This is a genomic window from Streptomyces afghaniensis, assembly GCF_044327915.1.
In the GTDB taxonomy this organism is placed as follows: Bacteria; Actinomycetota; Actinomycetes; order Streptomycetales; family Streptomycetaceae; genus Streptomyces; species Streptomyces afghaniensis.
Genome location: NZ_JBIRGJ010000001.1, coordinates 113,129 through 137,960, shown reverse-complemented (window position 1 = coordinate 137,960; position 24,832 = coordinate 113,129). Strand labels below are relative to the sequence as shown.

Below are 24,832 nucleotides of genomic sequence, written 5' to 3'. Positions count from 1 at the left end.
TTTCGGAGACCCCGTGCCCAGCCCGTACCGCGCCCTGTTCGCCGCCCCCGGCTCCAAGGGTTTCTCCGCCGCGGGCTTCCTCGGCCGTATTCCGGTGTCGATGATGGGCATCGGCGTCGTCACGATGGTCTCCCAGCTCACCGGACGGTACGGCCTGGCCGGTGCCCTGTCGGCCACCGTCGCGCTGGCGGCGGCGGTGGCCGGACCGCAGGTCTCGCGGCTGGTGGACCAGTACGGCCAGCGGCGGGTGCTGCGGCCGGCGACGCTGATCTCGCTGACCGCGGCGGCCGTCCTGTTGTGCGCGGCGCACTACGGGTGGCCGGACTGGGTGCTGTTCGCGGCGTGCGCCGGCGTCGGCTGCGTGCCGAGTGTCGGCGCGATGATCCGGGCCCGCTGGGCGGCGCTGTACCGGGGCACGCCGCAGCTGCACACCGCGTACTCCTTCGAGTCCGTGGTGGACGAGGTGTGCTTCATCTTCGGGCCGATCATCTCCATCGGCCTGTCCACGGCCTGGTTCCCGGAGGCCGGTCCGCTGCTCGCCGCCTGTTTCCTGGCCGTGGGCGTCTTCTGGCTGACCGCGCAGCGCGCCACCGAGCCGGAGCCGCACCCGCGCGAGCACCGCGGCGGGGGCACGGCCCTGCGCTCGCGGGGCCTTCAGGTCCTGGTGGCCACCTTCGCGGCGACCGGGGCGATCTTCGGGGCGGTCGACGTGGTCACCGTGGCCTTCGCCGACGAGGAGGGGCACAAGGCCGCCGCGAGCATCGTCCTCGCGCTGTACGCGGCCGGTTCCTGCGTGGCGGGCATGGTCTTCGGGCTGCTGCACTTCGCCGGGGCGCCAGAACGCCGGTGGTTGCTGGGCGTGTGTGCCATGGCCCTGAGTATGATCCCCCTCCTACTGGTCGGAAACTTGCCGTTTCTGGCCGTGGCGCTGTTCGTTGCGGGACTGTCCATCGCTCCGACGATGATCACGACGATGTCCCTCATCGAAGAGCACGTACCACGTGCGCAGCTCACCGAGGGCATGACCTGGGTGAGCACCGGGCTCGCGGTGGGGGTCGCACTCGGCTCCTCCGCGGCCGGCTGGGTGATCGACGCGGCCGGGGCACGTGCCGGGTACGGGGTTCCGGTGGTGGCCGGGGCCGTCGCGGTCGCGGTGGGTTTCCTCGGATTCCGTCGGCTCAAGCGGCCGGCTACGGGTCGGGGAGGCTCCGTTGAGCAGCACAGCGAACGGAAAGAACGGCACGTGGCGTAACTGGGGCGGCAACGTCTCCGCGCGGCCCGCGCGGGAGGTCACCCCGGCCTCCGTCGACGAGCTGGCCGCCGCAGTGCGGCGGGCCGCCGAGGACGGCCTGAAGGTGAAGGCCGTCGGCACCGGGCACTCCTTCACGTCCATAGCGGCGACGGACGGTGTGTTGATCCGCCCTCAACTGTTGACCGGCATACGCGACATTGACCGCGAGGCCATGACCGTCACGGTGGAGGCCGGCACCCCGCTCAAGAGACTCAACATGGCCCTCGCCCGCGAGGGACTGTCGCTGACGAACATGGGCGACATCATGGAGCAGACGGTCTCCGGGGCGACCAGTACCGGCACGCACGGCACGGGCCGCGAATCCGGCTCGATCGCCGCCCAGATCAAGGGCCTGGAACTGGTCACCGCCGACGGCTCGGTCCTCACCTGCTCTGAGAAGGAGAACCCGGAGATCTTCGCGGCCGCCCGGATCGGCCTCGGCGCCCTGGGTATCGTCACCGCGATCACCTTCGCCGTGGAGCCGGTCTTCCTGCTCACGGCCCGCGAGGAGCCGATGCCGTTCGACCGGGTCCTCGCCGACTTCGAGGAACTCTGGGCCGAGAACGAGCACTTCGAGTTCTACTGGTTCCCGCACACCGGGAGCACCAACACCAAGCGCAACAACCGCAGCGCGGGCCCGGAGAAGCCGGTGCCGCAGCTCCAGAGCTGGTTCGAGGACGAGTTCCTCTCCAACGGGGTCTTCCAGGTGGCCAACTGGGTCGGCCGCGCGGTGCCCGCCACGATCCCCGCGATCGCCCGGATCTCCAGCAAGGCCCTGTCCGCGCGGACGTACACGGACATCCCTTACAAGGTCTTCACGTCTCCGCGCCGGGTGCGCTTCGTGGAGATGGAGTACGCCGTTCCGCGTGCGGCCGTCGTCGAGGCGCTGCGCGAACTGAGGACGATGGTCGACCGCTCCGGCCTGAAGGTCAGCTTCCCCGTGGAGGTGCGCACCGCCCCGGCGGACGACATCACGCTGTCCACCGCCTCGGGCCGGGACACCGCCTACATCGCCGTCCACATGTTCCAGGGCACGCCCTACCAGCGGTACTTCACCGCGGCCGAACGGATCTTCACCGCCCACGAGGGCCGTCCGCACTGGGGCAAGGTGCACACCAGGGACGCCGAGTACTTCTCCCGGGTGTACCCGCGCTTCGCCGAGTTCACGGCGTTGCGGGACCGGCTCGATCCTGATCGGCGGTTCCAGAACGACTACTTGCGGAGGGTCCTGGGAGCGTAGGGGAGGCGCCGCGGGTGGCGTTCCCCACGTTCAAGATCGGGAAAAGCGGGCAACGGACGGCCGAGTCCGCCCCCTTGCCAGAAGTTCGACGGCGCGCCAATCCACGCACGTGGCCCAAATGGAGTACTGTTGCGAGCCCTGGGTCCGGTCTCCCGTCAGGGTGTACGGGGCCTTTAAGGACCGCCGGGAGGGGGCTAGTTGCACAGGGTGACAGAGTTCGTCACTTAGCGTTGCGAATAGGTAACCGTGCCATAACGGCGATCCAGGGCCCGCGCCCGACACGCCGGGCAACTCGGCAAGGTTGTGGCAGGCTGCACCCGGGCAGGCCACACTCGACTAGCGGAAGCAGCGACGCACGTGACGTCGGCAGGCACCACCCGGGAGGTCCCCATGCCCGAACTGCGTGTCGTGGCCGTCTCGAATGACGGCACACGGCTGGTGCTGAAGGCTGCGGACAGCACGGAGTACACGCTTCCGATCGACGAACGGCTCCGCGCCGCCGTGCGCGGCGACCGTCCTCGCCTCGGCCAGATCGAGATCGAGGTGGAGAGCCACCTCCGCCCCCGCGACATCCAGGCGCGTATACGAGCCGGCGCGACCGCGGAAGAGGTCGCACAGCTGGCCGGCATCCCCGTCGACCGGGTCCGCCGCTTCGAGGGTCCGGTGCTCGCCGAGCGTGCGTTCATGGCCGAGCGGGCCCGCAAGACCCCGGTCCGCCGCCCCGGCGAGAACTCCGGTCCGCCGCTGGGCGAGGCCGTGGCCGAGCGGCTGCTGCTGCGCGGTGCCGAGAAGGACACCGTCCAGTGGGACTCGTGGCGCCGCGACGACGGCACGTGGGAAGTCCTGCTGGTGTACCGCGTCGCCGGCGAACCGCACTCGGCGAGCTGGACGTACGACCCGCCCCGGCGGCTCGTCCAGGCCGTCGACGACGAGGCGCGCATGCTCATCGGCGAGACCGACGACCTGGCCGCGCCCGAGCCCAGCTTCCCGTTCGTCCCGCGGATCGCCCGGCTGCCGCGCGACCGGCCGCTGGACCGTTCCGCCGACCGTGAGCGGCCCAGCCTTCCGGCGCAGGCATCCGAGCCTGTGGAGGAGAGCACGGGCGAGCGGGACTCGCTGACCAGCCTGCTGGAGGCGGTGCCGAGCTTCCGCGGTGACCTGGTGGTGCCGGAGCGCCCAGCACCGGAGCCCGAGGAGGAACCCGTCGCAGAACCCGAGGCGGAGGAGCCCCCGGCCCCCGCTGCCTCGGCCGGTTCCGCCTACGCGGACGTCCTCATGCCGCGCTCCGTCGGCAGCCACCGCGACCGGCTCGTCGGGGCCACCGACCGCCAGGCCGAGGCCGACGGGGTCCGGCCGGGCCGCAGAGCCGCCGTCCCGAGCTGGGACGAGATCGTGTTCGGGACGCGGCGCAAGAAGCAGGAGTAGCCGACCGGTTGTACGAGAGCGAGGGCCGCGCCTTCCGGGCACGGCCCTCGCTCATCTCCTGTCACGGACGATCGCTCATGCCGGGGCTGCTGAGGACCGCTCGTTCCCGGTCACTGGGGATCCGGTCCCACGGCCACCGGCCGGTCCGGGTCCGAGGACCACTGCGACCACGAACCCACGTACAGCTCCGCCGGAATGCCCGCGACCGCCAGCGCCAGGACCTCATGCGCGGCGGACACCCCCGACCCGCAGTACACGCCGACCCGCGCGTCCTCGGCCACACCGAGCCCCCTGAAACGCGCGCGCAGTTCCTCGGCGGGCAGGAAGCACCCGTCCGCCCCCACGTTCTCCGTGGTGGGCGCCGACACCGCTCCCGGGATGTGCCCGGCCACCGGATCGATGGGCTCCACCTCGCCCCGGTACCGCTCCCCCGCCCGCGCGTCCAGCAGCACCCCGGACCGCGCCAACGCCGCGGCGGCGTCGGCGTCGAGCAGGCCGACCGCCCCCGGCTCGGGCACGAAGTCGCCCTCGGCCGGAGTCGGCACGGTCTTCTCCAACGGCCCCTCCCAGGCCGGCAACCCGCCGTCGAGGACCCGCACGTCCGGGTGACCCGTCCAGCGCAGCAGCCACCACGCCCGGGCAGCCGCCCAGCCCTGGCCACCGTCGTAGACGACCACCGGCGTCCCGGTCGACACGCCCGCCCGGCGCATCGCGGCACCGAAGTGCGCGAGGCCGGGCAGCGGGTGCCGGCCGCCCTCCCCCGGCGCCGAGGCCAACTCCCGGTCCAGGTCGACGAAGACGGCCCCCGGAAGGTGCCCTTCCTCGTATGCGGCCCGGCCGTCGTACGGCGGCTCACCGGTAGCCTTGGCCACGGTGAGCTGCCAGCGGACATCGAGCAGGACGGGCGGGTTGGCGCCCGTCAGATCGCTCGCGAGGTCGGATGCGGAGATGATGGCGTTCATGGCTCCATCCTCGCGCACGGGGGTGGCCGAGCCGTTCAGGTCCGGCTACTCTGCTCGGCCGGACCGGGACGCTCACGCCGTGTACGGGAACAAGCACATGCTGTACAGCTGAGCGACACGTGCCGATAAGCGCGCCGCAAGGGGCAGCGCCCCGCACATCAGGCATTCTCCCGGACAGGCGTCGCCCCACAGGGCGTACCCACGTGGGCTGCGGAGAGCGCGCCCACCGCGAGGCCGAGAAGAGAGTGACGATGACCGACGCACGGGAGTCCGCCGGCCCGAACGGCCCAACACCCGCTCGGCACGCGCCCGGCACGCCCTGCTGGGTGAGCCTGATGGTGCACGGGCCGGACGCGACCCAGGAGTTCTACGGAACGCTGTTCGGCTGGGAGTTCCATCAGGGCCCCCGGCAACTCGGCCCGTATGTACGGGCGCTGCTCGACGGACACGAGGTGGCGGGCATCGGCCAACTGCCGCCGGACCGTCATCTGCCCATCGCGTGGACCCCCTACTTCGCCTCGGAGAACGTGGATCTGACCGCCGAGACGGTGCGCAGCTGCGGTGGCACGATCGGCGTGGGCCCGCTGGACGCCGCCGATGCCGGCCGCCTGGCGATCTGCGCCGACCCCTCGGGTGCGGTCTTCGGCGTCTGGCAGGCCGCCGCGCACCTCGGCACGGCCGTCTCGGGCGTCCCCGGTACACCCGCCTGGAACGAGCTGCTGACCTTCGAGTCGGCGAGCGTCGCCAAGTTCTACCGGTCGGTGTTCGGCTACCAGGAGGAGCCGGTGGTGTCCGCCGACTTCGACTACGTGACCCTGCACCTCGGGGGCGAGCCCGTCGCCGGCATCCACGGGCTGGGGCAGGCCCTGCCCCGCGACCGCGGCCCGCACTGGGTGACGTACTTCCAGGTCGCCGACGTCGAGGACGCCTTGGACCACCTCGTGCATCTGGGCGGGCACGTCCTCAAGCCGGCCCACCGGACGGCGCACGGCCGGGTGGCGACGGTGGCGGACCCGGAGGGGGCGCGGTTCGCGCTGCTGCAGCGGCAGCGCTGACACTCTGCCGGTCGGTCGCGAGTCGGCGCGGCACCGCCGGGTGTCAGGAGGACGACACCGGCAGCACGTCCGGGGACAGGGCCGCCGCGCGGGCCGTCGCCGAGGTCATGCGGCGCCTGTGATGGCGGCGGCACAGGACCTCGTAGCCGACCTCGTCGGCGGAGTGGGTGACGTCTCCGACGACCACCTGGGCACCCTCGACGACCATGACACCGCCTATCGTGCGGGCGTTGTGCGTGGCCCGGGCGCCGCACCAGCACAGGGCCTCGACCTGGAGCACCTCGACCCGGTCGGCCAGTTCCACCAGCCGCTGGGAGCCGGGGAACAGCTTGGAGCGGAAGTCGGTCGTGATGCCGAAGGCGTAGACGTCGAGGCCCAGGTCGTCGACCACCCGCGCGAGTTGGTCGATCTGCTCCGGCGCGAGGAACTGCGCCTCGTCGGCGATCACGTAGTCCGCGCGGCCGCCCTGCGAGAGGTGGTCGACGAGGTAGGCGTAGAGGTCCTGGCCGTCCTCGACCTCCACCGCGTCCGTGACCAGGCCGAGGCGCGAGGACAGCTTGCCCTCGCCGGCCCGGTCGTCGCGCGAGAAGATCATGCCCGCCAGGCCGCGCGCCGAGCGGTTGTGCTCGATCTGGAGAGCCAGCGTCGACTTCCCGCAGTCCATCGTTCCGGAGAAGAACACCAGCTCGGGCATGTCGAGTTGAGCACCTTTCGGCGAGAGGTCAGGCGTAGGAGATCGGGGCGGGGCTTCAGGAGCGTACTTCGAGCAGCGGGACCAACTGCTCGGCGGGGGTCATCGAACCGTGGTTGCCGACCATCGCCGACTCCTTCGGCTCCCGCTCGGAGGCGATGAGCAGTACGTCGTCGCGCGCGGCGGCGACCACGTCGCCGATCCGGCCGTACACCCGTTCGTCGATCTTCGGGCCGAACCAGCCCGCCGCGATGGCCTCGTCGCGTGAGGCCACCCAGAACTGCTCGCCGAGCACCTCGCGCCAGCAGGTCAGGACGTCGTTCGCGGCGCCGGGCACCGCGTAGACGTGCCGGGCGCGGCCCTCGCCGCCGAGCAGGGCGACTCCGGCGCTCAACTCCCAGTCCTCGTCGAAGTCGATGCGGTGCTCTTCGTCGAAGGGCACGTCGATCATGCCGTGGTCGGCGGTGACGTAGAGGGCGCTGCGCGGCGGCAGTTGCTCCGCCAGGCGCTGGACCAGGCGGTCTGCGTACATGAGCTGGCCGCGCCAGGTGTCGGAGTCGACGCCGAAGCGGTGGCCGGCGCCGTCCACCTCGGCGAAGTACGTGTAGACCAGGGAGCGGTCCCCCGCGGCCAGTTGCTCGGCCGCCAGGTCCATACGGTCCTCGCCGGTCAGCCGTCCGAGGAACGTTCCGCCGCTGAGCGCGACCCTGGTCAGCGGGGTGTTCTCGAAGGTCGGCGACGACACCTGCGCGGCGTGCACGCCCGCCTCGTGGGCCAGCTGGAAGACCGTCGGGTACGGCTGCCAGGGGCCGGGCGGGGCCCAGGGCTGCCAGCGCAGCTGGTTCATCAGCTCGCCGGTGTCCGGGTTGCGCACGGTGTAGCCGGGCAGGCCGTGCACGCCGGGCGGCAGGCCGGTGCCGACCGAGGCGAGGGAGGTGGCCGTGGTCGCCGGGTAGCCGGCGGTGAGCGGGCGTCCGGTACCGCCCCGCGAGGTGGCGAGCAGGGACGTCATGAAGGGGGCGTCCTCGGGGTGCGCCCTGAGCTGCTCCCAGCCGAGGCCGTCGATCAGGAACACGCAGTTCCGGTCGGCGGGGGTCAGCTCGGAGATCGCGGCGCTCATGCCCGGCACGCCCAGGCCGGCGGCCAGCGTGGGCAGCAGGTCGGCGAGAGAACCGCTCCCGTACTCGGGGGCCGGTGCGGAGGTGACGGTGAGCGGTTCGGGGTGCTGGTCCCAGGCCGTCTTGGCGTGTGCCATCAGCGAGCGGTGTCCGCGGTCGCCTCGGAGAGGGCCTGCGCGAAGGCGAGTGCCTGGCGCACGGTCTCCGGTCCGTCCCCCGCCTCGCTGACGCGCAGGCTGAGGTCGTCCGCCGTCGAGTTGCCGGTGTAGCCGTGGTCCGCCTCGCAGTTGGGGTCGCCGCAGGCGGCCGGCTCCAGGTCGATGCGGGAGACGGCGCCCCAGCCGATGGTGAGGACGACCTCGCGGGGCAGGGTGCCCGGCTTGTAGGACTCCGGGTTGGCGACCACCCGGCTGACCACGATCGACGAGATGCGGCTCATCTTCACGGACTCCGTCGACGTCGTGGCGTACGGCGTCGGGGAGGTGCTGTCGGCGGCCTGTTCGTCGGTGTGGCTGACGATGAAGCGGTGGTCGGTGAGGACGAGCACCGTCACATGCCGCCGCACCTCGTTCTGGTCGAACGTCGTCTCCTGGTGGACCAGGTACGACCTGATGGGCTCGCCGCCCACGGCGGCCTCCACCGCCTCGGCCACGAGGGCCGGGTAGTAGCCGCTGCGCTCGATCGCCGCCCGCAGCCCCTGGGTCGTCGTACTGGTCTTGGCCATGACGCCCATCCTACGGGGGACCACTGACTGCGAGGCACCGCTCGCCCCCTGTCAGTACGCGGGGAGCGTCCTGGGACCGAGGTCGTCGCGGGCGGGCGGCGGCGCGAGGCGGACGGAAGCGCCCAGGACGCTCAGGCCGTGCGAGGCGACGACCACCGGCTCCAGGGTGACCGCGACGACCTCGGGGTGGTCGTCCACCAGCCGGGACACCCGCAGCAGCAGTTCCTCCAGGGCAGGGGTGTCGGCCGGTGCGGAGCCGCGCCAGCCGAACAGCAGGGGCGCGGTGCGGATCGAGCGCACCAGCGAGGTCGCCTCCTTGTCGGTGACCGGGATCAGCCGGTGGGCCGTGTCCCCGAGCAACTGCGAGGCGGCCCCGGCGAGCCCGAAGGAGAGCACGGCTCCGGCGGCGGGGTCGATGACGGCCCGTACGACGACGTCCACGCCGCGCGGCGCCATCCGCTGCACGACGGGGCGCAGCTCCTCCGGGGCTCCGAACAGCTCGGTCAACTCGGTGTACGACCGTCGCAGTTGGTCCTCGTCCGCGAGGTCGAGGCGTACGCCGCCCAGGTCGGCGCGGTGCCGCAGGTGCGGGGCGGTGGCCTTGAGAGCGACGGGGTAGCCGAGGGTGCGGGCGGCCTCGGCGGCGGCGTCGGGGGTCGGGGCGGGCAGGGCCCGGTGGACGGGGATGCCGTAGTGGCCGAGCAGGTCGCAGGTCTCCTCCGTGCCGAGCGTGAGTCCCTGCCCGCGCGCGAGGAGCCCGTCGATCAGTGTGGCGGCGCCCTTCTCGTCGATGTCCTCGTACTCGGGCACCTTGCCGGGGTCGGCGGCATCGCGCCGCCACTGCGCGTAGGTGACGGCCTGGGCGAGGGCACGCACGGCGCGCTCGGCGGCGGGGTAGGCGGGGATGAGGTGCTCGCCTTCGGGAGCCTCGGCGGTGGGGAGTCGTTCTCCGGTGGATGTCGGGCGAGGGGCGATGTGCGGAGGATGGTACGCCCCGGTCTGCGGTGCCGTGCTCGCCGCCGCCGACAGCGCCTCCGCGAGGCCGCCCAGCTCCACGTGCACCACCAGGACCGGCTTGGCCGGGGCGGCGGCCGCCGCGGAGCGCAGCGCGTCGGCGAGGGCCGCGTCCGCGACCGAGCCCTCCCCCACCGCCGGTATGGCCGTCACGACCACCGCGTCGCACCGGTCGTCGGCCAGCGCCCGCGACAGGGCCGTGTGGAAGTCCGCGGCGGAGGCCGCCGTGGTCAGGTCCTGCGGGGGGTGCGGCCGCAGCCCCTCGGCCAGACACGCGTCGTACGTGAGCAGGCCGAGCGACTCGGAGTTGCCGAGGATCGCCACCCGGGGCCCGGCCGGCAGCGGCTGGCGCGCGAGGAGCAGCCCGGCGTCCACCAGCTCGGTGATGGTGTCGACCCGGATGACGCCGGCCTGCCGCAGCAGCGCGGAGACGGTGGCGTGCGGCAGCCGGGTCGCCCGTACGGCGTGCCCCTGGGGCGCGGCCGCGTGCCGGGCGCCCTGGACCACGACCAGTGGCTTCGCCGCGGCCGTGCGGCGGGCGAGGCGGGTGAACTTGCGGGGGTTGCCGATCGACTCCAGGTACATGAGGACGACGTCGGTGTCGGGGTCCTCGTACCAGTACTGGAGGACGTCGTTGCCGGAGACGTCGGCCCGGTTTCCGGAGGAGACGAAGGTGGAGACGCCGGTCACACCCGTGACACCGCCGCCGCGCCGGTGCAGCCGGGACAGCAGGGCGATGCCGATGGCGCCGGACTGGGCGAACAGGCCGATGCGGCCCGGGCGCGGCGTCTCGGGCGCGAGGGAGGCGTTGAGCCGTACCCGTGGGGAGGTGTTGATGATGCCGAAGGCGTTCGGCCCGATGATCCGCATGCCGTACGTGCGCGCGTGCCGCACGAGTGCGCGCTGGCGTTCGCGCCCCTCGGTGCCGCTCTCGGCGTATCCGGCGGAGACCACGACCAGCCCCTGCACGCCGTGTTCGCCGCACTCGGTGACGACCTCGGGCACGTGCTCGGCCGGCACGGCGACGACCGCGAGGTCGACCGGGCCGTCGATGTCCCGCACCGAGCGGTGTGCGGGCACCCCGTCGAGCTCCTTCTGTCCCTCGGGGAGTGCCCTGTTCACGGCGTAGAGGCGGCCGGTGTACCCGGCGTCGCGGATGTTGCCGAGGACGCTGCGGCCCACGCCGCCCGGGGTGCGCCCGGCTCCGATGACGGCGACCGAGCCGGGGGCGAGCAGCCGCTGCACGGACCGGGCCTCGGCGCGGTGCTCGCGCGCGTACTGGACGGCGAGGGAGCGGTCGGTGGGTTCGAGGTCGAACTCCAGACGGACGACGCCGTCCTCGAAGCTGCGTTTCTGGGTGTACCCGGCGTCCGTGAACACCTTGATCATTTTGTTGTTGGCGGGCAGCACCTCGGCGGCGAAGCGGCGGATGCCGCGCTCACGGGCGACGGCGGCGATGTGTTCCAGGAGAGCGGAGGCGACGCCCCGGCCCTGGTGGGCGTCCTGCACCAGGAAGGCGACCTCGGCCTCGTCGGCGGGCGCGGACGCGGGCGTTCCGTCCGCGCCGATCCGGTCGTAGCGTACGGTGGCGATGAACTCGCCGCCGACTGTGGCCGCGAGTCCCACCCGGTCCACAAAGTCGTGGTGCGTGAAGCGGTGGACGTCCTTGGCGGACAGGCGAGGGTACGGCGCGAAGAAGCGGTAGTACTTCGACTCGTCGGAGACCTGCTCGTAGAAGCTGACCAGGCGCTCGGCGTCATCAACGGTGATGGGCCGGATGCGCGCGGTACCACCGTCGCGCAGCACCACGTCGGCTTCCCAGTGGGCGGGATACTCGTGCCGGTCCGGCGAGGTCTGCATGGGCCCCAGAGTACGTCTGGCGTCCGACAGCGGCGCGAGGCAGTCTGTGGAGGGCGTCAGCCGGGTCGAGGCCGCGACCCGACGGCACCCCGGGGCGGTACGTCAGGACCGCCCCGGCGCAGCTTCACGTATGGGAAACTGGTCTAGACAACCCTGAAAACCGAAGGGCAGCAACACATGGCTGAGCGCCGCGTCAACGTCGGCTGGGCCGAGGGCCTCCACGCCCGCCCCGCCTCCATCTTCGTCCGAGCCGCCACGGCCGCAGGCGTCCCGGTGACGATCGCCAAGGCAGACGGCAACCCCGTCAACGCGGCCTCCATGCTGGCCGTCCTCGGCCTCGGCGCCCAGGGCGGTGAGGAGATCGTCCTCGCCTCCGACGCCGAGGGTGCGGACGTCGCCCTGGACCGGCTGGCGAAGCTGGTCTCCGAGGGCCTCGAGGAACTGCCCGAGACCGTCTGAGCATTCTTCCGCGCCTGATCCGGTACCCCTGGTCCGGTGCATCCTGAGGGGCTCGTCCGAATTCATCGGGCGAGCCCTTCGCCATTCCCGGGCGCGGGTCGCCATTTCCGGTCACGGGTCGTGAATTCCCCGTTCCCGGGCAGCAGAAATAATCCCCCGCGAATTACCTGCTCTTTGTATACGGCTCCTGTGTTAATGCCGCAGGCTCGCCGTGTTTACGGGATGTTGCGAGTTCCTCACACGCTCGGCCCGCTCCCCGGCGGAGCCGAAACGCAGCCGGTGCGCGGCCGTCGCGCGCTCGGTGTGCAGCGCCGTGACCGCCCGCGCGCGCTCGCTGTCCCCGCGCGCCACCGCGTCCACGATCGCGCCGTGCTCGGTCCAGGACTCCACGGGCCCGGCCGGCGCCTCCACGGTGTACATCCAGGCGATCTTGTGACGGAGCTGGGTGAGCATCGAGGTCAGCGCGGGGCTGCCGGAGGCCTGCGCGAGCGTCTCGTGGAACCAGCCGCCCAGGGAGCGCAGGTCGTCGCTGTTGCCCCGGCGGGCGCGCTCCTGGCCGAGCCTGACCAGGCCGCGCAGGACCTTCAGATGCGCCTCGGTGCGGCGCTGGGCGGCGCGGGCAGCGCCGAGCGGCTCCAGCAGCAGCCGCATCTCCAGCAGGTCGGCGGCCTCCTGCTCGGTGGGTTCGGCGACGCACGCGCCCGCGTGCCGCCGGGTCACCACGAAGCCCTCGGCCTCCAGGGTGCGCAGGGCCTCCCGGACGGGGACGCGCGAGACGCCGTAGCGGCGGGCGAGGAGTTCCTCGGTCAGCCGGCCGCCGCGTTCGTAGACACCCGCGACGATGTCGTCCCGGATGGCCGTGCACACCGAGTGCGCGGGAATGCGCATGACCGACCTCCGTTTAATCCCCGTGAAACGTCGAACGAGTGACGCGTGTTCCGTGACTCTATTGCAATGAGCCGGAATTTCCGACGGCAGACCGGAATCCAGGGATATTTTTTGGACAGCCGGGCGGCACAAACGCCGAAAGCCCCGGCTCGGGGAGCCGGGGCCTCGGGGAAGCGGAGTGGTACGCCGTCAGACGCTCACGCCGTGCGAGCGGAGGTAGGCGACGGGGTCGATGTCGGAGCCGTACTCGGGGCTCGTACGGGCCTCGAAGTGCAGATGCGGGCCGGTGACGTTGCCGGTCGCGCCGGACAGGCCGATCTGCTGGCCCGGGGTGACCCGCTGGCCCACCGAGACGCTGATGGACGACAGGTGGCCGTACTGGGTGTACGTGCCGTCGTTCATCTTGATCACGATCTGGTTGCCGTAGGACCCGCCCCAGCCGGCCTCGACGACCTCTCCCATGCCGACCGCGTGGACGGAGGTGCCGCTGGCGGCGTGGAAGTCGACACCGGTGTGGCTGCCGGAGGACCACAGGCCGCTGCTGGCCTGGTAGCCGGTGGAGACGTACGAACCGGAGATCGGGGGCACGAAGGTGTTAAGGCGCTTGCGCTCGGCCTCGCGGGCGGCGCGCTCCTTGGCCTCGCGGGCCTTCTCGGCCGCCTCCTTGGCCTCCTTGGCCGCCTCGGCGGCCCGCTCGCGGGCGGCCTCCTCGGCCTTCTTCTTGGCGGCGGCCTCCTCGGCGGCCTGCTTCTGGGCCGCGGCCTGGGCGTCGATCTGCTGGGCCACGGTGTCGCCCATGGTGACGACGGGGGTGAGGCCGGTCTGCTCGACGGCCGGCTCGGCGGCGAAGGCGGCCGGAGCGGCCACGGTGCCGATGACGCCGGTGGTGGCGAGGGCCGCGACCCCCGCCGCGCGGGCCGTGCCGCGGTGGATCCTGCTGGGACGACGGTGCTTCCCGGTGGCGCGGGTGAACGCCATGGAGTGCCTGGTCCTTTCCTTCCTTCTCGCCTACCGGGTTAGCTGACGGGTTCGGAGCAGGAAGGTCTCCTACGGACCCCCTCGCGGCTCGCGCGGGCGTCCGATTCACCCCAGGGACTGCGGTTGGGTCCCCGGCTCCCCTGGCTCGCGCCGTACGGGGACTCGGCGATGACTGTCCGGTGCCGCGGGTGCGGCGCACTGCCTGACGAACAGCCCGGACGACGCTAAGCGGGGCCACTTTCAATTCCCAAACGGATCCGGCTTTTTGTAGCGCATCCCACAGGGCAGACAGGCAACCTCCGTGCCAATTCGGGCATAAAGGAGCCCTGGTGCCTTAGGAAGACAACCAGGGCTCCTCGCGCGCGTGCCCCTACTCGGCGGCGACGACCGTGACTTCGCCGATGCCCAGGGCCTCCACCGGGCCCTTGATCTGCGCCGCGTCACCCACGAGCACGGTCACCAGACGGTCCACCGGGAAGGCGCTGACGACCGCCGCGGTGGCCTCCACGGTGCCGGTCGCGGCGAGCTGCCGGTACAGCGTGGCCTGGTAGTCGTCGGGCAGGTGCTGCTCGACCTGGTCGGCCAGCGTGCTCGCGACGGCCGCCGCCGTCTCGTACTTCAGCGGCGCCACACCGACCAGGTTCTGCACGGCGACGTCCCGCTCGGCGTCGGTCAGTCCCCCGGCGGCGAGGGTGCTCAGCACCGTCCAGAGGTCCTGGAGGGCGGGGCCGGTGTTGGGGGTGTCCACGGAGCCGGTGATGGCGAGCATCGCGGCACCGGTCCCGTCCGGGGCGGACCTGAGGACCTGGCCGAACGCCCGCACACCGTAGGTGTAGCCCTTCTCCTCGCGCAGCACGCGGTCCAGGCGGGAGGTGAGGGTGCCGCCGAGGCAGTACGTGCCGAGCACCTGCGCGGGCCACACACGGTCGTGCCGGTCCGGGCCGATGCGGCCGATGAGCAGCTGCGTCTGGACCGCACCGGGGCGGTCCACGATGACGACCCGGCCCGTGTCGTCGGCGGTCACCGGCGGCACCGGGTGCGGCTCGGCCGCGGATCCGGTCCAGGAGCCCAGCGTGTCGCTCAGCAGGGCGTCGAGGTCGATGCCGGTGAGGTCGCCGACGACCACGGCGGTGGCCGTGGCGGGCCTGACGTGCCGCTCGTAGAAGGCGCGTACGGCCGCGGAGTCGATCGCGGCGACCGTCTCCTCGGTGCCCTGGCGGGGCCGCGACATGCGCGAGCCTGCCGGGAAGAGCTCCTTGGAGAGCTCCTTGGCGGCGCGCCGGGAGGGGTTGGCCAGCTCGTGCGGGATCTCGTCGAGGCGGTTGCGGACGAGCCGCTCGACCTCGCTGTCCGCGAACGCGGGAGCCCTCAGGGCGTCGGCGATCAGGCCGAGCCCCTTGGCGAGCCGGGAGGCCGGCACCTCCAGGCTGAGCCGGACGCCGGGGTGGTCGGCGTGTGCGTCGAGGGTGGCGCCGGCACGCTCCAGCTCGGCGGCGAAGTCCTCGGCGGAGTGCTTGTCGGTGCCCTCGGAGAAGGCCCGGGCCATGATCGTGGCCACGCCGTCGAGGCCGGCCGGCTCGGCGTCCAGGGGTGCGTCCAGCAGCACCTCCACGGCGACGACCTGCTGGCCGGGGCGGTGGCAGCGCAGGACCGTCAGGCCGTTGCCAAGAGTGCCGCGCTCGGGGGCCGGGAAGGCCCACGGCTTGGCCTCGCCCGCCTGCGGCTGGGGGTGGAAGTCCATCGTGGCGAGCTCGGTCACTTGGCCGCCTCCTCGTTCTCGTTCAGGGCCGCGGCTGCGGTGTCCTCGGTGGTGTCGGCGTCCTCGGCGGTCTCCGTGTCGCCCGTCTCGCCGGCGACGGGCTCGTAGACGAGCACCGCGCGGTTGTCGGGCCGCAGGCGGGCCTTGGCGACCTCCTGGACCTCCTCGGCCGTCACCTCCAGCACCCGCTGTACGGCCGTCAGGGCCAGCTGGGGGTCGCCGAACAGCACGGCGTACCGGCACAGTTCGTCGGCGCGGCCGGCGACCGTGCCGAGCCGGTCCAGCCACTCGCGCTCCAACTGGGCCTGGGCGCGCTCCATCTCCTCGGCCGTGGGGCCGTCCTCGGCGAACCGGGCGAGCTCCTCGTCGATGGCGGACTCGATGACCGGGACCTCCACGTCACCGGACGTCTTCACGTCCAGCCACCCCAGGGAGGGCGCCCCGGCGAGCCGCAGCAGGCCGAAGCCGGCCGCCACGGCCGTACGGTCCCGCCGCACGAGACGGTTGTACAGGCGGGAGGACTCGCCGCCGCCGAGGACGGTGAGGGCCAGGTCGGCCGCGTCGCACGCGCGCGTGCCGTCGTGCGGCAGCCGGTAGGCGGCCATCAGGGCACGCGCCGGGACCTCCTCCTCGACGACCTCGCGCAGCTGCTCGCCGATGATCTCCGGCAGCACGCCGTCCCGGGGCGCGGGCTTGCCGTCGTGGCCGGGAATGGAGCCGAAGTACTTCTCGATCCAGGCCAGGGTCTGCTCCGGGTCGATGTCGCCGACGACGGAGAGCACGGCGTTGTTCGGCGCGTAGTAGGTGCGGAAGAACGCGCGCGCGTCCTCCAGGGTGGCTGCGTCCAGGTCGGCCATCGAGCCGATCGGGGTGTGGTGGTAAGGGTGGCCCTCCGGATAGGCGAGGGCGGTCAGCTTCTCGAAGGCGGTGCCGTAGGGGACGTTGTCGTAGCGCTGCCGGCGCTCGTTCTTGACGACGTCCCGCTGGTTCTCCATCGACTCGTCGTCGAGCGCTGCCAGCAGGGAGCCCATGCGGTCGGCCTCCAGCCAGAGGGCGAGCTCCAGCTGGTGGGCGGGCATGGTCTCGAAATAGTTGGTCCGCTCGAAGCTGGTGGTGCCGTTCAGCGAGCCGCCCGCGCCCTGGACGAGCTCGAAGTGGCCGTTGCCCTTCACCTGGGCGGAACCCTGGAACATCAAGTGCTCGAAAAGGTGAGCCAGGCCGGTACGCCCCTTGACTTCGTGGCGCGAGCCGACGTCGTACCAGAGGCACACCGCCGCGACCGGGGTCAGGTGGTCCTCGGAGAGCACCACGCGCAGGCCGTTGGCCAGGCGGTGCTCGGTCGCTGTCAGGCCCCCGGAGCCTGCCTGGGCTGTGGCCGTGTGACCCATGGGCATGTACGTCCCTTCGATCGCGGCGCGGTCGTTCGAACCGCGGTTTTCCTGGCGAGTCCTGCCACTGTATGCAAGCGTGCGGGGCCCTGGTGAAGTTCCCGGGGGGCGTACGCCCAGAGCGAGAGGGGGAAGCGTCCGGGGACCGTGCGCGGTGGTGACATCGTGCCTGGCCCGGGGCCGGCGGAAGACCGGCGAGAGACCTCGGACCGGCCGGCCCGCTGCGGTCCGCCGACAGCGTCCCGACCGCCGCCCAGGCCCGGCGAGCGGCGCCCGCGGCCCGCGTCCGAACCCCTGCCGGGGAGGCCGTGGACCGGGCCCTGGTCCCGGTTGTCAGTGCGGCGGTCCACAATGGTCGGCGTCAGATCTCGTTCAACGCTTCAGCAAGGAGCCGGCAGCGATGGCCCGCCGCAGCACGAAGACCCCGCCGCCCGACGACTCGTACGAGGAGAGAATCCTCGACATCGACGTCGTCGACGAGATGCAGGGCTCCTTCCTCGAGTACGCGTACTCGGTCATCTACTCCCGCGCCCTGCCCGACGCGCGCGACGGCCTCAAGCCGGTGCACCGCCGCATCGTCTACCAGATGAACGAGATGGGCCTGCGCCCCGAGCGCGGGTACGTCAAGTGCGCCCGCGTGGTCGGCGAGGTGATGGGCAAGCTGCACCCGCACGGCGACTCGTCGATCTACGACGCCCTGGTGCGCATGGCCCAGCCCTTCTCGATGCGTGTGCCCCTGGTCGACGGCCATGGCAACTTCGGCTCGCTGGGCAACGACGACCCGCCGGCCGCCATGCGGTACACCGAGTGCCGGATGGCCGAGGCGACGAGCCTGATGACGGAGTCCATCGACGAGGACACCGTCGACTTCAACCCGAACTACGACGGTCAGGAGCGGGAACCGGTGGCGCTGCCGGCCGCCTTCCCGAACCTCCTGGTCAACGGCGCCTCGGGCATCGCGGTCGGTATGGCCACGAACATGCCGCCGCACAACCTGCGCGAGGTGATCGCCGCCGCCCGCCACCTGATCAGGTACCCGAACGCCGATCTCGACGCCCTGATGAAGCACGTCCCGGGCCCCGACCTGCCCACCGGCGGCCGCATCGTCGGCCTGTCCGGCATCCGGGACGCGTACGAGACGGGCCGCGGCTCGTTCAAGATGCGCGCCACGGTGGCCGTGGAGGCCGTGACGGCCCGCCGCAAGGGCCTCGTGGTCACCGAGCTGCCCTTCACGGTCGGCCCGGAGAAGGTGATCGCCAAGATCAAGGACCTGGTGGGCTCGAAGAAGCTCCAGGGCATCGCCGACGTCAAGGATCTCACCGACCGCGAGCACGGTCTGCGCCTGGTCATCGAGATCAAGAACGGCTTCGTGCCGGAGGCGGTCCTGGAGCAGCTGTACAAGCTGACGCCGATGGAGGAGTCCTTCGGCATCAACAACGTCGCCCTGGTCGACGGCCAGCCGCTCACACTGGGTCTGAAGGAGCTGCTGGAGGTCTATCTCGACCACCGCTTCACGGTCGTGCGGCGGCGTTCGGAGTTCCGCCGCACCAAGAAGCGCGACCGGCTGCACCTGGTCGAGGGTCTGCTGACGGCCCTGCTGGACATCGACGAGGTCATCCGCCTCATCCGCTCCAGCGAGAACTCCGCACAGGCGAAGCAGCGCCTGATGGAGCAGTTCTCGCTGAGCGAGGTACAGACGCAGTACATCCTCGACACGCCGCTGCGCCGCCTGACCAAGTACGACCGCATCGAGCTGGAGACCGAGAAGGACCGGCTCAACGCGGAGATCGAGGAACTGACCCGGATCCTCGACTCGGACACAGAGCTGCGCAAGCTGGTCTCCACCGAACTGGCCACCGTCGCCAAGAAGTTCGGCACCGACCGGCGGACGGTCCTGCTGGAGTCGGGTGGTGCCCCGGTCGCCACGGTGCCGCTCCAGGTGGCCGACGACCCGTGCCGGGTGCTGCTGTCCTCGACCGGTCTGCTGGCCCGTACGGCGAACGGCGAGCCGTTCCCGGAGGACGCCGGCGCCAAGCGCGTGAAGCACGACGTGATCGTCTCGGCGGTGCCCGCCACCGCCCGCGGCGAGGTGGGGGCCGTCACCTCCGCGGGCCGGCTGCTGCGGCTGAACGTGATCGACCTGCCCCAGCTCCCGGAGTCGATGCCGACACCGAACCTCGCGGGAGGCGCCCCGCTGGCTGAGTTCGTCTCCCTGGAGGACGACGAGACGGTGGTCTGCCTGACGACGCTCGACGAGTCGTCGCCGGGCCTGGCGCTCGGCACGGCGCAGGGCGTGGTCAAGCGGGTGGTGCCGGACTATCCGTCCCACAAGGAGGAGCTGGAGGTGATCACCCTCAAGGAGGGTGACCGCATCGTCGGCGCGGCCGAGCTGCGCACCGGCGAGGAGGACCTGGTCTTCATCACCGACGACGCCCAGCTGCTGCGCTTCCAGGCGTCCCAGGTCCGCCCGCAGGGCCGCCCGGCCGGCGGCGTGGCCGGCATCAAGCTCTCCGACGGCGCGAAGGTCATCTCCTTCACCGCGGTGGACCCGGCGGTGGACGCCGTGGTCTTCACCGTCGCCGGCTCGCGGGGCACGCTGGACGACTCCGTGCAGACGACGGCCAAGTTGACCCCGTTCGACCAGTACCCGCGCAAGGGCCGCGCCACCGGCGGCGTCCGCTGCCAGCGGTTCCTCAAGGGCGAGGACTGCCTGTCCCTGGCCTGGGCGGGCCCGGCCCCGGCCCTCGCGGCGCAGAAGAACGGCACACCGGCCGACCTCCCGGAGATGGACCCGCGGCGTGACGGCTCGGGTGTGTCCCTGGCGAAGACGGTGGCCGTGGTGGCGGGGCCGGTCTAGAGCCCGGTGGCGGAGGGCCTCAGGCAGGCTCTTGCAGGTCCTCCCCCGGACTCCGTACGTACCTCAGGACGCCCCACATGCCGTGCTCGTCGGCGTGTGGGGCGTCGCTCCTGCACGCGCCGAGTTCCTTGCCGAGGGCGGTGGCGTCGATGCCGGAGCCGATGAGGACCAGCTGGGTGAGGCGTTCGCCGCCGGCCGGCCAGGGCTCCGGGTAGAAGCGCAGGAACCGCCCGACGGCGTGGACGGCGTAGCGGTTGCGGGTGTCGTACGGCCCGAAGTCGACGTAGCCCTTGATCCGGTACAGCCCTTCGGGCCGGCTGTCGAAGAACTCCATCAGCCGGCGCGGGTCGAGGGGCTCCTCCGAGACGAACGACAGGCTGTCGTAGGTGTTGTGCAGGTGCTCGGCGTGGTCGTCGGTGCCGTGCTCGTGCAGGTCGTCGAAGGACAGCTGTCCGATGCGTTCCTCGCTGGGCCGGCAGTCGAAGAGGAACTCGGGGTCGATCCGGCCGTAGGAGGCCGGGACGACGGCGGCGCGGTCGACGAGGGAGCGGACCAGTCCGAGGACGCGTTCGCCGTCCGCCGCCCGGTCGAGTTTGTTGACCACGACGAGATCGGCCAGCGCGAGATGCCGGTCGATCTCGGGATGCCTGGACCGGGTGTCGTCGAACTCGGCGGCGTCGACGACCTCGACGAGCCCGCCGTACACGATCCCCGGGAGCTCGCTGGCGAGCACCATCCGTACGAGTTCCTGCGGCTCGGCCAGCCCGCTCGCCTCGATGACGATGACGTCGATGCCGAGGGAGGGTTCCGCGAGCCGTTCCAGGTACTGGTCCAGCTCGCTCGCGTCGACGGCACAGCACAGACAGCCGTTGCCGAGCGAGACCGTCGAGTCGCCGAGTGCTCCCGCCACGGCCATCGCGTCGATCTCGATGGCCCCGAAGTCGTTGACGAGGGCGCCGATACGGCTGCCGCCGCTGTGGTGGAGGAGGTGGTTGAGCAGTGTGGTCTTTCCCGAGCCTAGGAATCCGGCCAGGACGACGACCGGGATCTGCTGCGGTTCCGGGCTCGGCAGGCTCACCGTGCGACCTCTCTCACGCCGACGCGTGCACCGGCTCGCGTTCCCGGCACACGTACGAGGATGGGATGACGCCCCAGGATACGAGCCGTGGGAATCGCAGCGAAGTGAACGATTGTTAGCAGCACTCACGGGGCAGACGTTGGGCATGGCGCCGGTTTGTGCGACCCTCGCTTCCCTCCGTGCGCCTCCTCTCCGCCTCCCCGCCGATCAGAGCCGCTCGGCACTCTGGGAGACGGCAAGCGCCGCCCACCGCTCGCCGGTCCCCTCCAGTCGACCCGCATACCGACGACCGGCGGACGTCCGCCTGAATCGGGGGTTGACATGGGCACACGGAATTTGAGCTTTCGGGGGCTGGGTGCCGCCGCCTCGGCAGGGATCGTCGTGGCGGCGGGCGCCGCCGTCGCCATGGCCGCGCGGCGGCCGACGCTCCATGCGTTGCGTACACGGATCGAGCACCTGGAAGAGGCCGCGCAGTCACAGCGCCGGACCAACATCGCCCACCAGCAGCGCCTGCACTGGGAGTTGCTGAGCAAGGCGATGGACGATCCGGAGCTGGCCGAGGTGCTGGACGCGTACGACGGGACCGTCTCGCCCAGGAAACTCCGCCAGTTCCTCTTCGCCAATGCCCTCTACACGAACGCCCTGTCCTACCACCGCATGGGCAACATGAGCCGGGAGGAGTTCTTCGGCTTCGCCCGGAGCATGCTTCAGAACCCCGTCTTCAGGGAGTACTGGTACGCCTCCCGCCCGCATCGGGCGACCCTCGCCGACTCCTCCGAGGAGGCCAGACTCGGACACATGGTCGATGATCTGCTCGCGCAGTTGGAGGAGGCGGACACCGACGAGTGGTGGGTGGTCGGGGAACCGCCGGGCGAGTAGGGGGCTTGTGAGGGATCTCCGCGGAGACCCCCTGGTGACCGGGCCTCGGCCGTAAGCGCCGTACCTCCGGGATCACTCTCCTGAACGCATCACACGACTGGGCGGTAACGAACCCATAAATCGGCGCGTTTCCCCAGGTGCCAACAAGGTTGACTACTGCGCATCCCGCGAACCGGGTCGACCACCGCCGAACCGCCGCTCCACGCCGCCCGGTTGTCGAGGCCGCGGCCCCACAGGGCCGCATCGCACCGCAGGCTACAGTGCGCACCAAGCCTCGAGATCAAAAGGAACGCCAGAACAGTGAGCCACATCATCCGTCGGATTGGCACCCCTCCCAGCGCGCGAGGAAGTGCGACTGGTGCCAATTGCCCCGATATCTTCGAGCTGTCCGACGGCAGGTTCGCTGTGATCGGCACCGACCTCACCGAAGAACTCGACGGAAAGCTTCCTGGCGACGCGTCCAGGGCCGACTACGAGCGCATCGTCGTGGTCACGCGCAAGACCCTCATCGACGCCAAGGCCGACATTCCTGACGCCTGATCTCGTCGGACACCTGTCGGGCCGGCGTGCGGCCCGGGTCCGGCACCTTCTGGTGCCGGACCCTTCGTGTTCCTGCGGCGCCGTCCGTCAGGCAGGCACCGGCTCCGGCGCCTGCGGCCCCACATAGCGCGCCACCGGCCTGATGATCTTCGTGTCCTCCGCCTGTTCCAGGATGTTGGCGCTCCAGCCCACCACGCGCGCGGCGGCGAACGTCGGCGTGAACATCTCGCGGGGCAGGCCGCAGAGTTCCATGACCACGCCCGCGTAGTACTCGACGTTGGTGTGGAGTTCACGGCCGGGTTTCAGCTCCGCCAGGATCGCCTCGACGTGCCGCTCGACCTCCACGGCGAAGTCCACCCGTGGACCGCCGAACCCCTGGGCGACCTCGCGCAGCATCCGCGACCGCGGGTCCTCCGTGCGATAGATCGCGTGCCCGAAGCCCATGATGCGCTCACCGGCGAGCACCCGCTGCCGCACCCAGGAGTCGATGCGGTCCGGGGTGCCGATCGCGTCCAGGGTGTCCAGCGCACGGCTGGGCGCACCTCCGTGCAACGGCCCCGACAGGGCCGCCACCGCGCCGGCGAGGCACGCCGCCACGTCCGCACCCGTCGACGCAATGACCCGAGCGGTGAATGTTGATGCATTGAATCCATGATCAATGGTTGAGATCAGGTATTGCTCGATCGCCCGTGCGTGCCGCTCGGTCGGCACCGAGCCGGTCAACATGTACAGATAGTTGGCCGCGTACGACAGATCCTCGCGCGGCTCCACCGGCTCGAGCCCCTGCCCCAGCCGGTGCAGCGCGGTGAGCAGCGTGGGTACGGCCGCGGTCGCCTCGATGGCGTCCTGCCTGCGCCGGTCGGCGTCGATGTCGTACCCGGGCCGGAAGCCCTTGGCCGCGCCCAGCAGCGACAGCGCCGTGCGCATCCCGGCGAGCGGGCCGGAGCGTCCGCCGGCCGCCGCGATGGCCGGCAGGGCCGCGCGGACCTCGTCGGGCAGCCGGCGCAGCGCCGCGGTCTGCGCCGCGAAGGCCGCGCTCTGCACGGCGTCCGGCAGTTCGCCGTGCACGAGCAGGTGCCAGACGTCCTCGAAGGCGCGGGTCCGCGCGAGGTCGACGGCCGAGTACTGGCGGTAGTGGTAAAAGCCCTCGACGCCACGGACATCACCGATCCGGGTGTCGGTGACGACGACCCCGGCGAGTCCCCGTGGTGCGTCGATGAGAGCGGTTGCGGACCTGTTGACGGACATGTCTTCCTCCCTGGACTTGATTTGACTGTCCATGGTTGACTTGAGATGTGTCAATATTGATTCAATCAATAGATCAGTCAATAGGCCGCTAGGCGGTTACGGTGACCCCCATGCGCGATCAAGAACCCGCCCCCCTCGACCCGGAACGGCGGTTGAGCACCAAGGAGGCCGCCGAGCTGCTCGGCGTGAAGCCGGAGACCGTGTACGCGTACGTGAGCCGCGGTCAGCTCAGCAGCCGGCGGGTGACCGGCGGCCGGGGCAGCACCTTCGACGCCAGGGAGGTCGAGGCGCTCGCCCGGCGCAACAGGCGGGAGAGCGCGGGGAGTTCCGCCTCCGGCGGCGAGTTGTCCGTACGGACCCGCATCACGCTCATCGAGAGCGACCGCTACTACTACCGCGGTGTGGACGCGGTCGACCTGGCCACGCGGCACACCTACGAGGAGGTCGCGGAGTGGCTGTGGACCGGCCGGATGCGGCCGGGCAGCACGTTCACCGCGCCGGCCGCCTCGGTCGCCGTGGCCCGCCGCGCCGTCGACGCGCTGCCCGAACACGCCGCGCCCACCGACCTGCTGCGCGTGGCGACGATCGCCGCAGCGACCGCCGACCCGCTGCGCTTCGACCTGTCCGAGGGCGCCGTGCTCGGCACCGTGCGCACGCTCATTCCCACACTGGTCGCCGCCCTGCCCCCGGCGTGGCGCGACCGCCGTGACGAAGGCCCTCTGGCCCACCGTCTGTGGACCAGGCTGTCGGTGCACAAGGATCCCGACGAGGCATCCTTGCGCGCTCTGGACACCGCGCTCGCCCTCCTCGTCGACCACGACCTGGCCGCCTCGACCCTCGCGGTGCGCGTCGCCGCGTCGGCCCGTGCCCACGCCTACGCGGCGGTCTCCGCCGGACTCGGCGTGATCGAGGGCCCGCTGCACGGCGCGGCCAGCGGACTCGCGCACCGGCTGCTCCAGGACGTGCTCGACCAGGGCGACGCGGCACCGGTGATCGCGGACGAGCTGCGCGCCGGCCGCCGTATCCCGGGACTCGGCCACCGGCTCTATCAGGGCGAGGACCCACGCGCGCGTGCCCTGTTCGCCCTCCTGGAGCAGATCCCGCGCGCGGAACCCGCCCTCCTCGCGGCCCGGGACATCGTCGAGACCACCGCCCGCCACGCCCCGCTGCACGCCAACGTCGACCTGGCGCTCGCCGTGCTCACCACGTCCTGCGGCATGCCCCCGACCGCGGGCGAGACGATCTTCGCGGTGGCCCGTACGGCGGGCTGGATCGCCCATGCTCTGGAGGAGTACGGCGAGCGCCCCCTGCGCATGCGCCCGAGCGGTCTCTACACGGGTCCGAAGCCGCCACAGCCACTGCCGGAGTAAGCGGAGCC

General features: G+C 71.6%; 20 protein-coding genes and 1 riboswitch. Of the genes, 9 read left to right on the top strand and 11 right to left on the bottom strand.

The window, feature by feature from the left end:
• The first annotated feature begins 13 nt into the window (after positions 1-13).
• The 3 genes from ACH4G3_RS00560 to sepH all read left to right on the top strand — a co-directional run bounded on the left by ACH4G3_RS00560 (position 14) and on the right by sepH (position 3,956).
• A complete protein-coding gene (locus ACH4G3_RS00560) occupies positions 14-1,252 on the top strand; it encodes an MFS transporter (RefSeq protein WP_397622371.1) in 1,239 nt (412 codons plus the stop codon).
• The gene (locus ACH4G3_RS00555; RefSeq protein WP_397622370.1) at positions 1,212-2,531 is read left to right on the top strand and encodes a D-arabinono-1,4-lactone oxidase; all 1,320 of its coding nucleotides are present in this window, start codon (positions 1,212-1,214) and stop codon (positions 2,529-2,531) included. The genes ACH4G3_RS00560 and ACH4G3_RS00555 overlap by 41 nt, the downstream gene beginning before the upstream one ends.
• A gap of 390 nt (positions 2,532-2,921) precedes the next feature.
• Positions 2,922-3,956, top strand: coding sequence for a septation protein SepH (sepH, locus tag ACH4G3_RS00550; RefSeq protein ID WP_020270569.1), 1,035 nt, complete (start codon positions 2,922-2,924; stop codon positions 3,954-3,956).
• 110 nt (positions 3,957-4,066) lie between these two features.
• On the opposite strand, the gene ACH4G3_RS00545 is transcribed toward sepH, so the two are convergent.
• Entirely contained in the window at positions 4,067-4,918 is an 852-nt protein-coding gene (locus ACH4G3_RS00545; protein WP_397622369.1) for a sulfurtransferase, read from the bottom strand.
• Between the two features lie 251 nt (positions 4,919-5,169).
• Here ACH4G3_RS00545 and ACH4G3_RS00540 point away from each other — a divergent pair, with 251 nt between their 5' ends.
• Entirely contained in the window at positions 5,170-5,973 is an 804-nt protein-coding gene (locus ACH4G3_RS00540; RefSeq protein ID WP_397622368.1) for a VOC family protein, read from the top strand.
• 43 nt (positions 5,974-6,016) lie between these two features.
• Here the strand turns inward: ACH4G3_RS00540 and ACH4G3_RS00535 are convergent, their stop codons facing one another.
• Genes ACH4G3_RS00535 through ACH4G3_RS00520 form a run of 4 tightly spaced genes read right to left on the bottom strand, consistent with a single transcriptional unit; the run spans position 6,017 to position 11,380 of the window.
• Complete coding sequence (locus tag ACH4G3_RS00535; RefSeq protein WP_397622367.1) at positions 6,017-6,667, bottom strand: thymidine kinase; 651 nt, start codon at positions 6,665-6,667, stop codon at positions 6,017-6,019.
• Between the two features lie 55 nt (positions 6,668-6,722).
• The gene (locus tag ACH4G3_RS00530; RefSeq protein WP_397622366.1) at positions 6,723-7,919 is read right to left on the bottom strand and encodes an alkaline phosphatase family protein; all 1,197 of its coding nucleotides are present in this window, start codon (positions 7,917-7,919) and stop codon (positions 6,723-6,725) included.
• The gene (locus ACH4G3_RS00525; RefSeq protein WP_020270574.1) at positions 7,919-8,515 is read right to left on the bottom strand and encodes a DUF5998 family protein; all 597 of its coding nucleotides are present in this window, start codon (positions 8,513-8,515) and stop codon (positions 7,919-7,921) included. The genes ACH4G3_RS00530 and ACH4G3_RS00525 overlap by 1 nt, the downstream gene beginning before the upstream one ends.
• 42 nt (positions 8,516-8,557) lie before the next feature.
• The gene (locus ACH4G3_RS00520; RefSeq protein WP_397622365.1) at positions 8,558-11,380 is read right to left on the bottom strand and encodes a bifunctional acetate--CoA ligase family protein/GNAT family N-acetyltransferase; all 2,823 of its coding nucleotides are present in this window, start codon (positions 11,378-11,380) and stop codon (positions 8,558-8,560) included.
• A 177-nt stretch (positions 11,381-11,557) separates the two neighbouring features.
• Between ACH4G3_RS00520 and ACH4G3_RS00515 the strand changes: the two genes are divergently transcribed.
• Positions 11,558-11,839: an HPr family phosphocarrier protein gene (locus ACH4G3_RS00515; protein WP_184565564.1), complete on the top strand. Its 282-nt coding sequence runs from the start codon at positions 11,558-11,560 to the stop codon at positions 11,837-11,839.
• 192 nt (positions 11,840-12,031) lie between these two features.
• Here the strand turns inward: ACH4G3_RS00515 and ACH4G3_RS00510 are convergent, their stop codons facing one another.
• From ACH4G3_RS00510 to ACH4G3_RS00495, 4 genes are all read right to left on the bottom strand, one after another.
• Complete coding sequence (locus ACH4G3_RS00510) at positions 12,032-12,727, bottom strand: GntR family transcriptional regulator (RefSeq protein WP_086559469.1); 696 nt, start codon at positions 12,725-12,727, stop codon at positions 12,032-12,034.
• A gap of 189 nt (positions 12,728-12,916) precedes the next feature.
• Positions 12,917-13,705 (bottom strand): M23 family metallopeptidase, encoded by a 789-nt coding sequence (locus tag ACH4G3_RS00505; RefSeq protein WP_354745729.1) that lies wholly within the window; start codon positions 13,703-13,705, stop codon positions 12,917-12,919.
• A 13-nt stretch (positions 13,706-13,718) separates the two neighbouring features.
• Positions 13,719-13,883: riboswitch (cyclic di-AMP (ydaO/yuaA leader) on the bottom strand.
• A 192-nt stretch (positions 13,884-14,075) separates the two neighbouring features.
• Entirely contained in the window at positions 14,076-15,464 is a 1,389-nt protein-coding gene (locus ACH4G3_RS00500) for a M16 family metallopeptidase (protein WP_397622364.1), read from the bottom strand.
• A complete protein-coding gene (locus tag ACH4G3_RS00495) occupies positions 15,461-16,858 on the bottom strand; it encodes a M16 family metallopeptidase (RefSeq protein WP_397622363.1) in 1,398 nt (465 codons plus the stop codon). The genes ACH4G3_RS00500 and ACH4G3_RS00495 overlap by 4 nt, the downstream gene beginning before the upstream one ends.
• Positions 16,859-17,252: 394 nt before the next feature.
• On the opposite strand from ACH4G3_RS00495, the gene ACH4G3_RS00490 reads away from it, so the two are divergent.
• A complete protein-coding gene (locus ACH4G3_RS00490; RefSeq protein ID WP_397622362.1) occupies positions 17,253-19,709 on the top strand; it encodes a DNA gyrase/topoisomerase IV subunit A in 2,457 nt (818 codons plus the stop codon).
• Between the two features lie 19 nt (positions 19,710-19,728).
• On the opposite strand, the gene ACH4G3_RS00485 is transcribed toward ACH4G3_RS00490, so the two are convergent.
• Complete coding sequence (locus ACH4G3_RS00485; protein ID WP_397622361.1) at positions 19,729-20,787, bottom strand: CobW family GTP-binding protein; 1,059 nt, start codon at positions 20,785-20,787, stop codon at positions 19,729-19,731.
• Between the two features lie 321 nt (positions 20,788-21,108).
• Between ACH4G3_RS00485 and ACH4G3_RS00480 the strand changes: the two genes are divergently transcribed.
• Entirely contained in the window at positions 21,109-21,666 is a 558-nt protein-coding gene (locus ACH4G3_RS00480; RefSeq protein WP_397622360.1) for a DUF6082 family protein, read from the top strand.
• Positions 21,667-21,966: 300 nt separating this feature from the next.
• Positions 21,967-22,206, top strand: a complete 240-nt coding sequence (locus ACH4G3_RS00475) for a hypothetical protein (protein WP_020273705.1) — start codon at positions 21,967-21,969, stop codon at positions 22,204-22,206.
• A gap of 87 nt (positions 22,207-22,293) precedes the next feature.
• Here the strand turns inward: ACH4G3_RS00475 and ACH4G3_RS00470 are convergent, their stop codons facing one another.
• Positions 22,294-23,454, bottom strand: a complete 1,161-nt coding sequence (locus tag ACH4G3_RS00470) for a citrate synthase/methylcitrate synthase (RefSeq protein ID WP_397622359.1) — start codon at positions 23,452-23,454, stop codon at positions 22,294-22,296.
• A 110-nt stretch (positions 23,455-23,564) separates the two neighbouring features.
• Between ACH4G3_RS00470 and ACH4G3_RS00465 the strand changes: the two genes are divergently transcribed.
• Positions 23,565-24,824: a citrate synthase family protein gene (locus ACH4G3_RS00465; RefSeq protein WP_397622358.1), complete on the top strand. Its 1,260-nt coding sequence runs from the start codon at positions 23,565-23,567 to the stop codon at positions 24,822-24,824.
• Positions 24,825-24,832: the final 8 nt, after the last annotated feature.

Coding starts and splice junctions, on each gene's coding strand:
- sepH (WP_020270569.1), top strand. CDS start 2,922: ATGCCCGAACTGCGTGTCGTGGCCGTCTCGAATGACGGCACACGGCTG.
- ACH4G3_RS00520 (WP_397622365.1), bottom strand. CDS start 11,380: ATGCAGACCTCGCCGGACCGGCACGAGTATCCCGCCCACTGGGAAGCC.
- ACH4G3_RS00510 (WP_086559469.1), bottom strand. CDS start 12,727: ATGCGCATTCCCGCGCACTCGGTGTGCACGGCCATCCGGGACGACATC.
- ACH4G3_RS00490 (WP_397622362.1), top strand. CDS start 17,253: ATGGCCCGCCGCAGCACGAAGACCCCGCCGCCCGACGACTCGTACGAG.
- ACH4G3_RS00535 (WP_397622367.1), bottom strand. CDS start 6,667: ATGCCCGAGCTGGTGTTCTTCTCCGGAACGATGGACTGCGGGAAGTCG.
- ACH4G3_RS00525 (WP_020270574.1), bottom strand. CDS start 8,515: ATGGGCGTCATGGCCAAGACCAGTACGACGACCCAGGGGCTGCGGGCG.
- ACH4G3_RS00540 (WP_397622368.1), top strand. CDS start 5,170: ATGACCGACGCACGGGAGTCCGCCGGCCCGAACGGCCCAACACCCGCT.
- ACH4G3_RS00515 (WP_184565564.1), top strand. CDS start 11,558: ATGGCTGAGCGCCGCGTCAACGTCGGCTGGGCCGAGGGCCTCCACGCC.
- ACH4G3_RS00470 (WP_397622359.1), bottom strand. CDS start 23,454: ATGTCCGTCAACAGGTCCGCAACCGCTCTCATCGACGCACCACGGGGA.
- ACH4G3_RS00530 (WP_397622366.1), bottom strand. CDS start 7,919: ATGGCACACGCCAAGACGGCCTGGGACCAGCACCCCGAACCGCTCACC.
- ACH4G3_RS00495 (WP_397622363.1), bottom strand. CDS start 16,858: ATGCCCATGGGTCACACGGCCACAGCCCAGGCAGGCTCCGGGGGCCTG.
- ACH4G3_RS00480 (WP_397622360.1), top strand. CDS start 21,109: ATGGGCACACGGAATTTGAGCTTTCGGGGGCTGGGTGCCGCCGCCTCG.
- ACH4G3_RS00545 (WP_397622369.1), bottom strand. CDS start 4,918: ATGAACGCCATCATCTCCGCATCCGACCTCGCGAGCGATCTGACGGGC.
- ACH4G3_RS00465 (WP_397622358.1), top strand. CDS start 23,565: ATGCGCGATCAAGAACCCGCCCCCCTCGACCCGGAACGGCGGTTGAGC.
- ACH4G3_RS00505 (WP_354745729.1), bottom strand. CDS start 13,705: ATGGCGTTCACCCGCGCCACCGGGAAGCACCGTCGTCCCAGCAGGATC.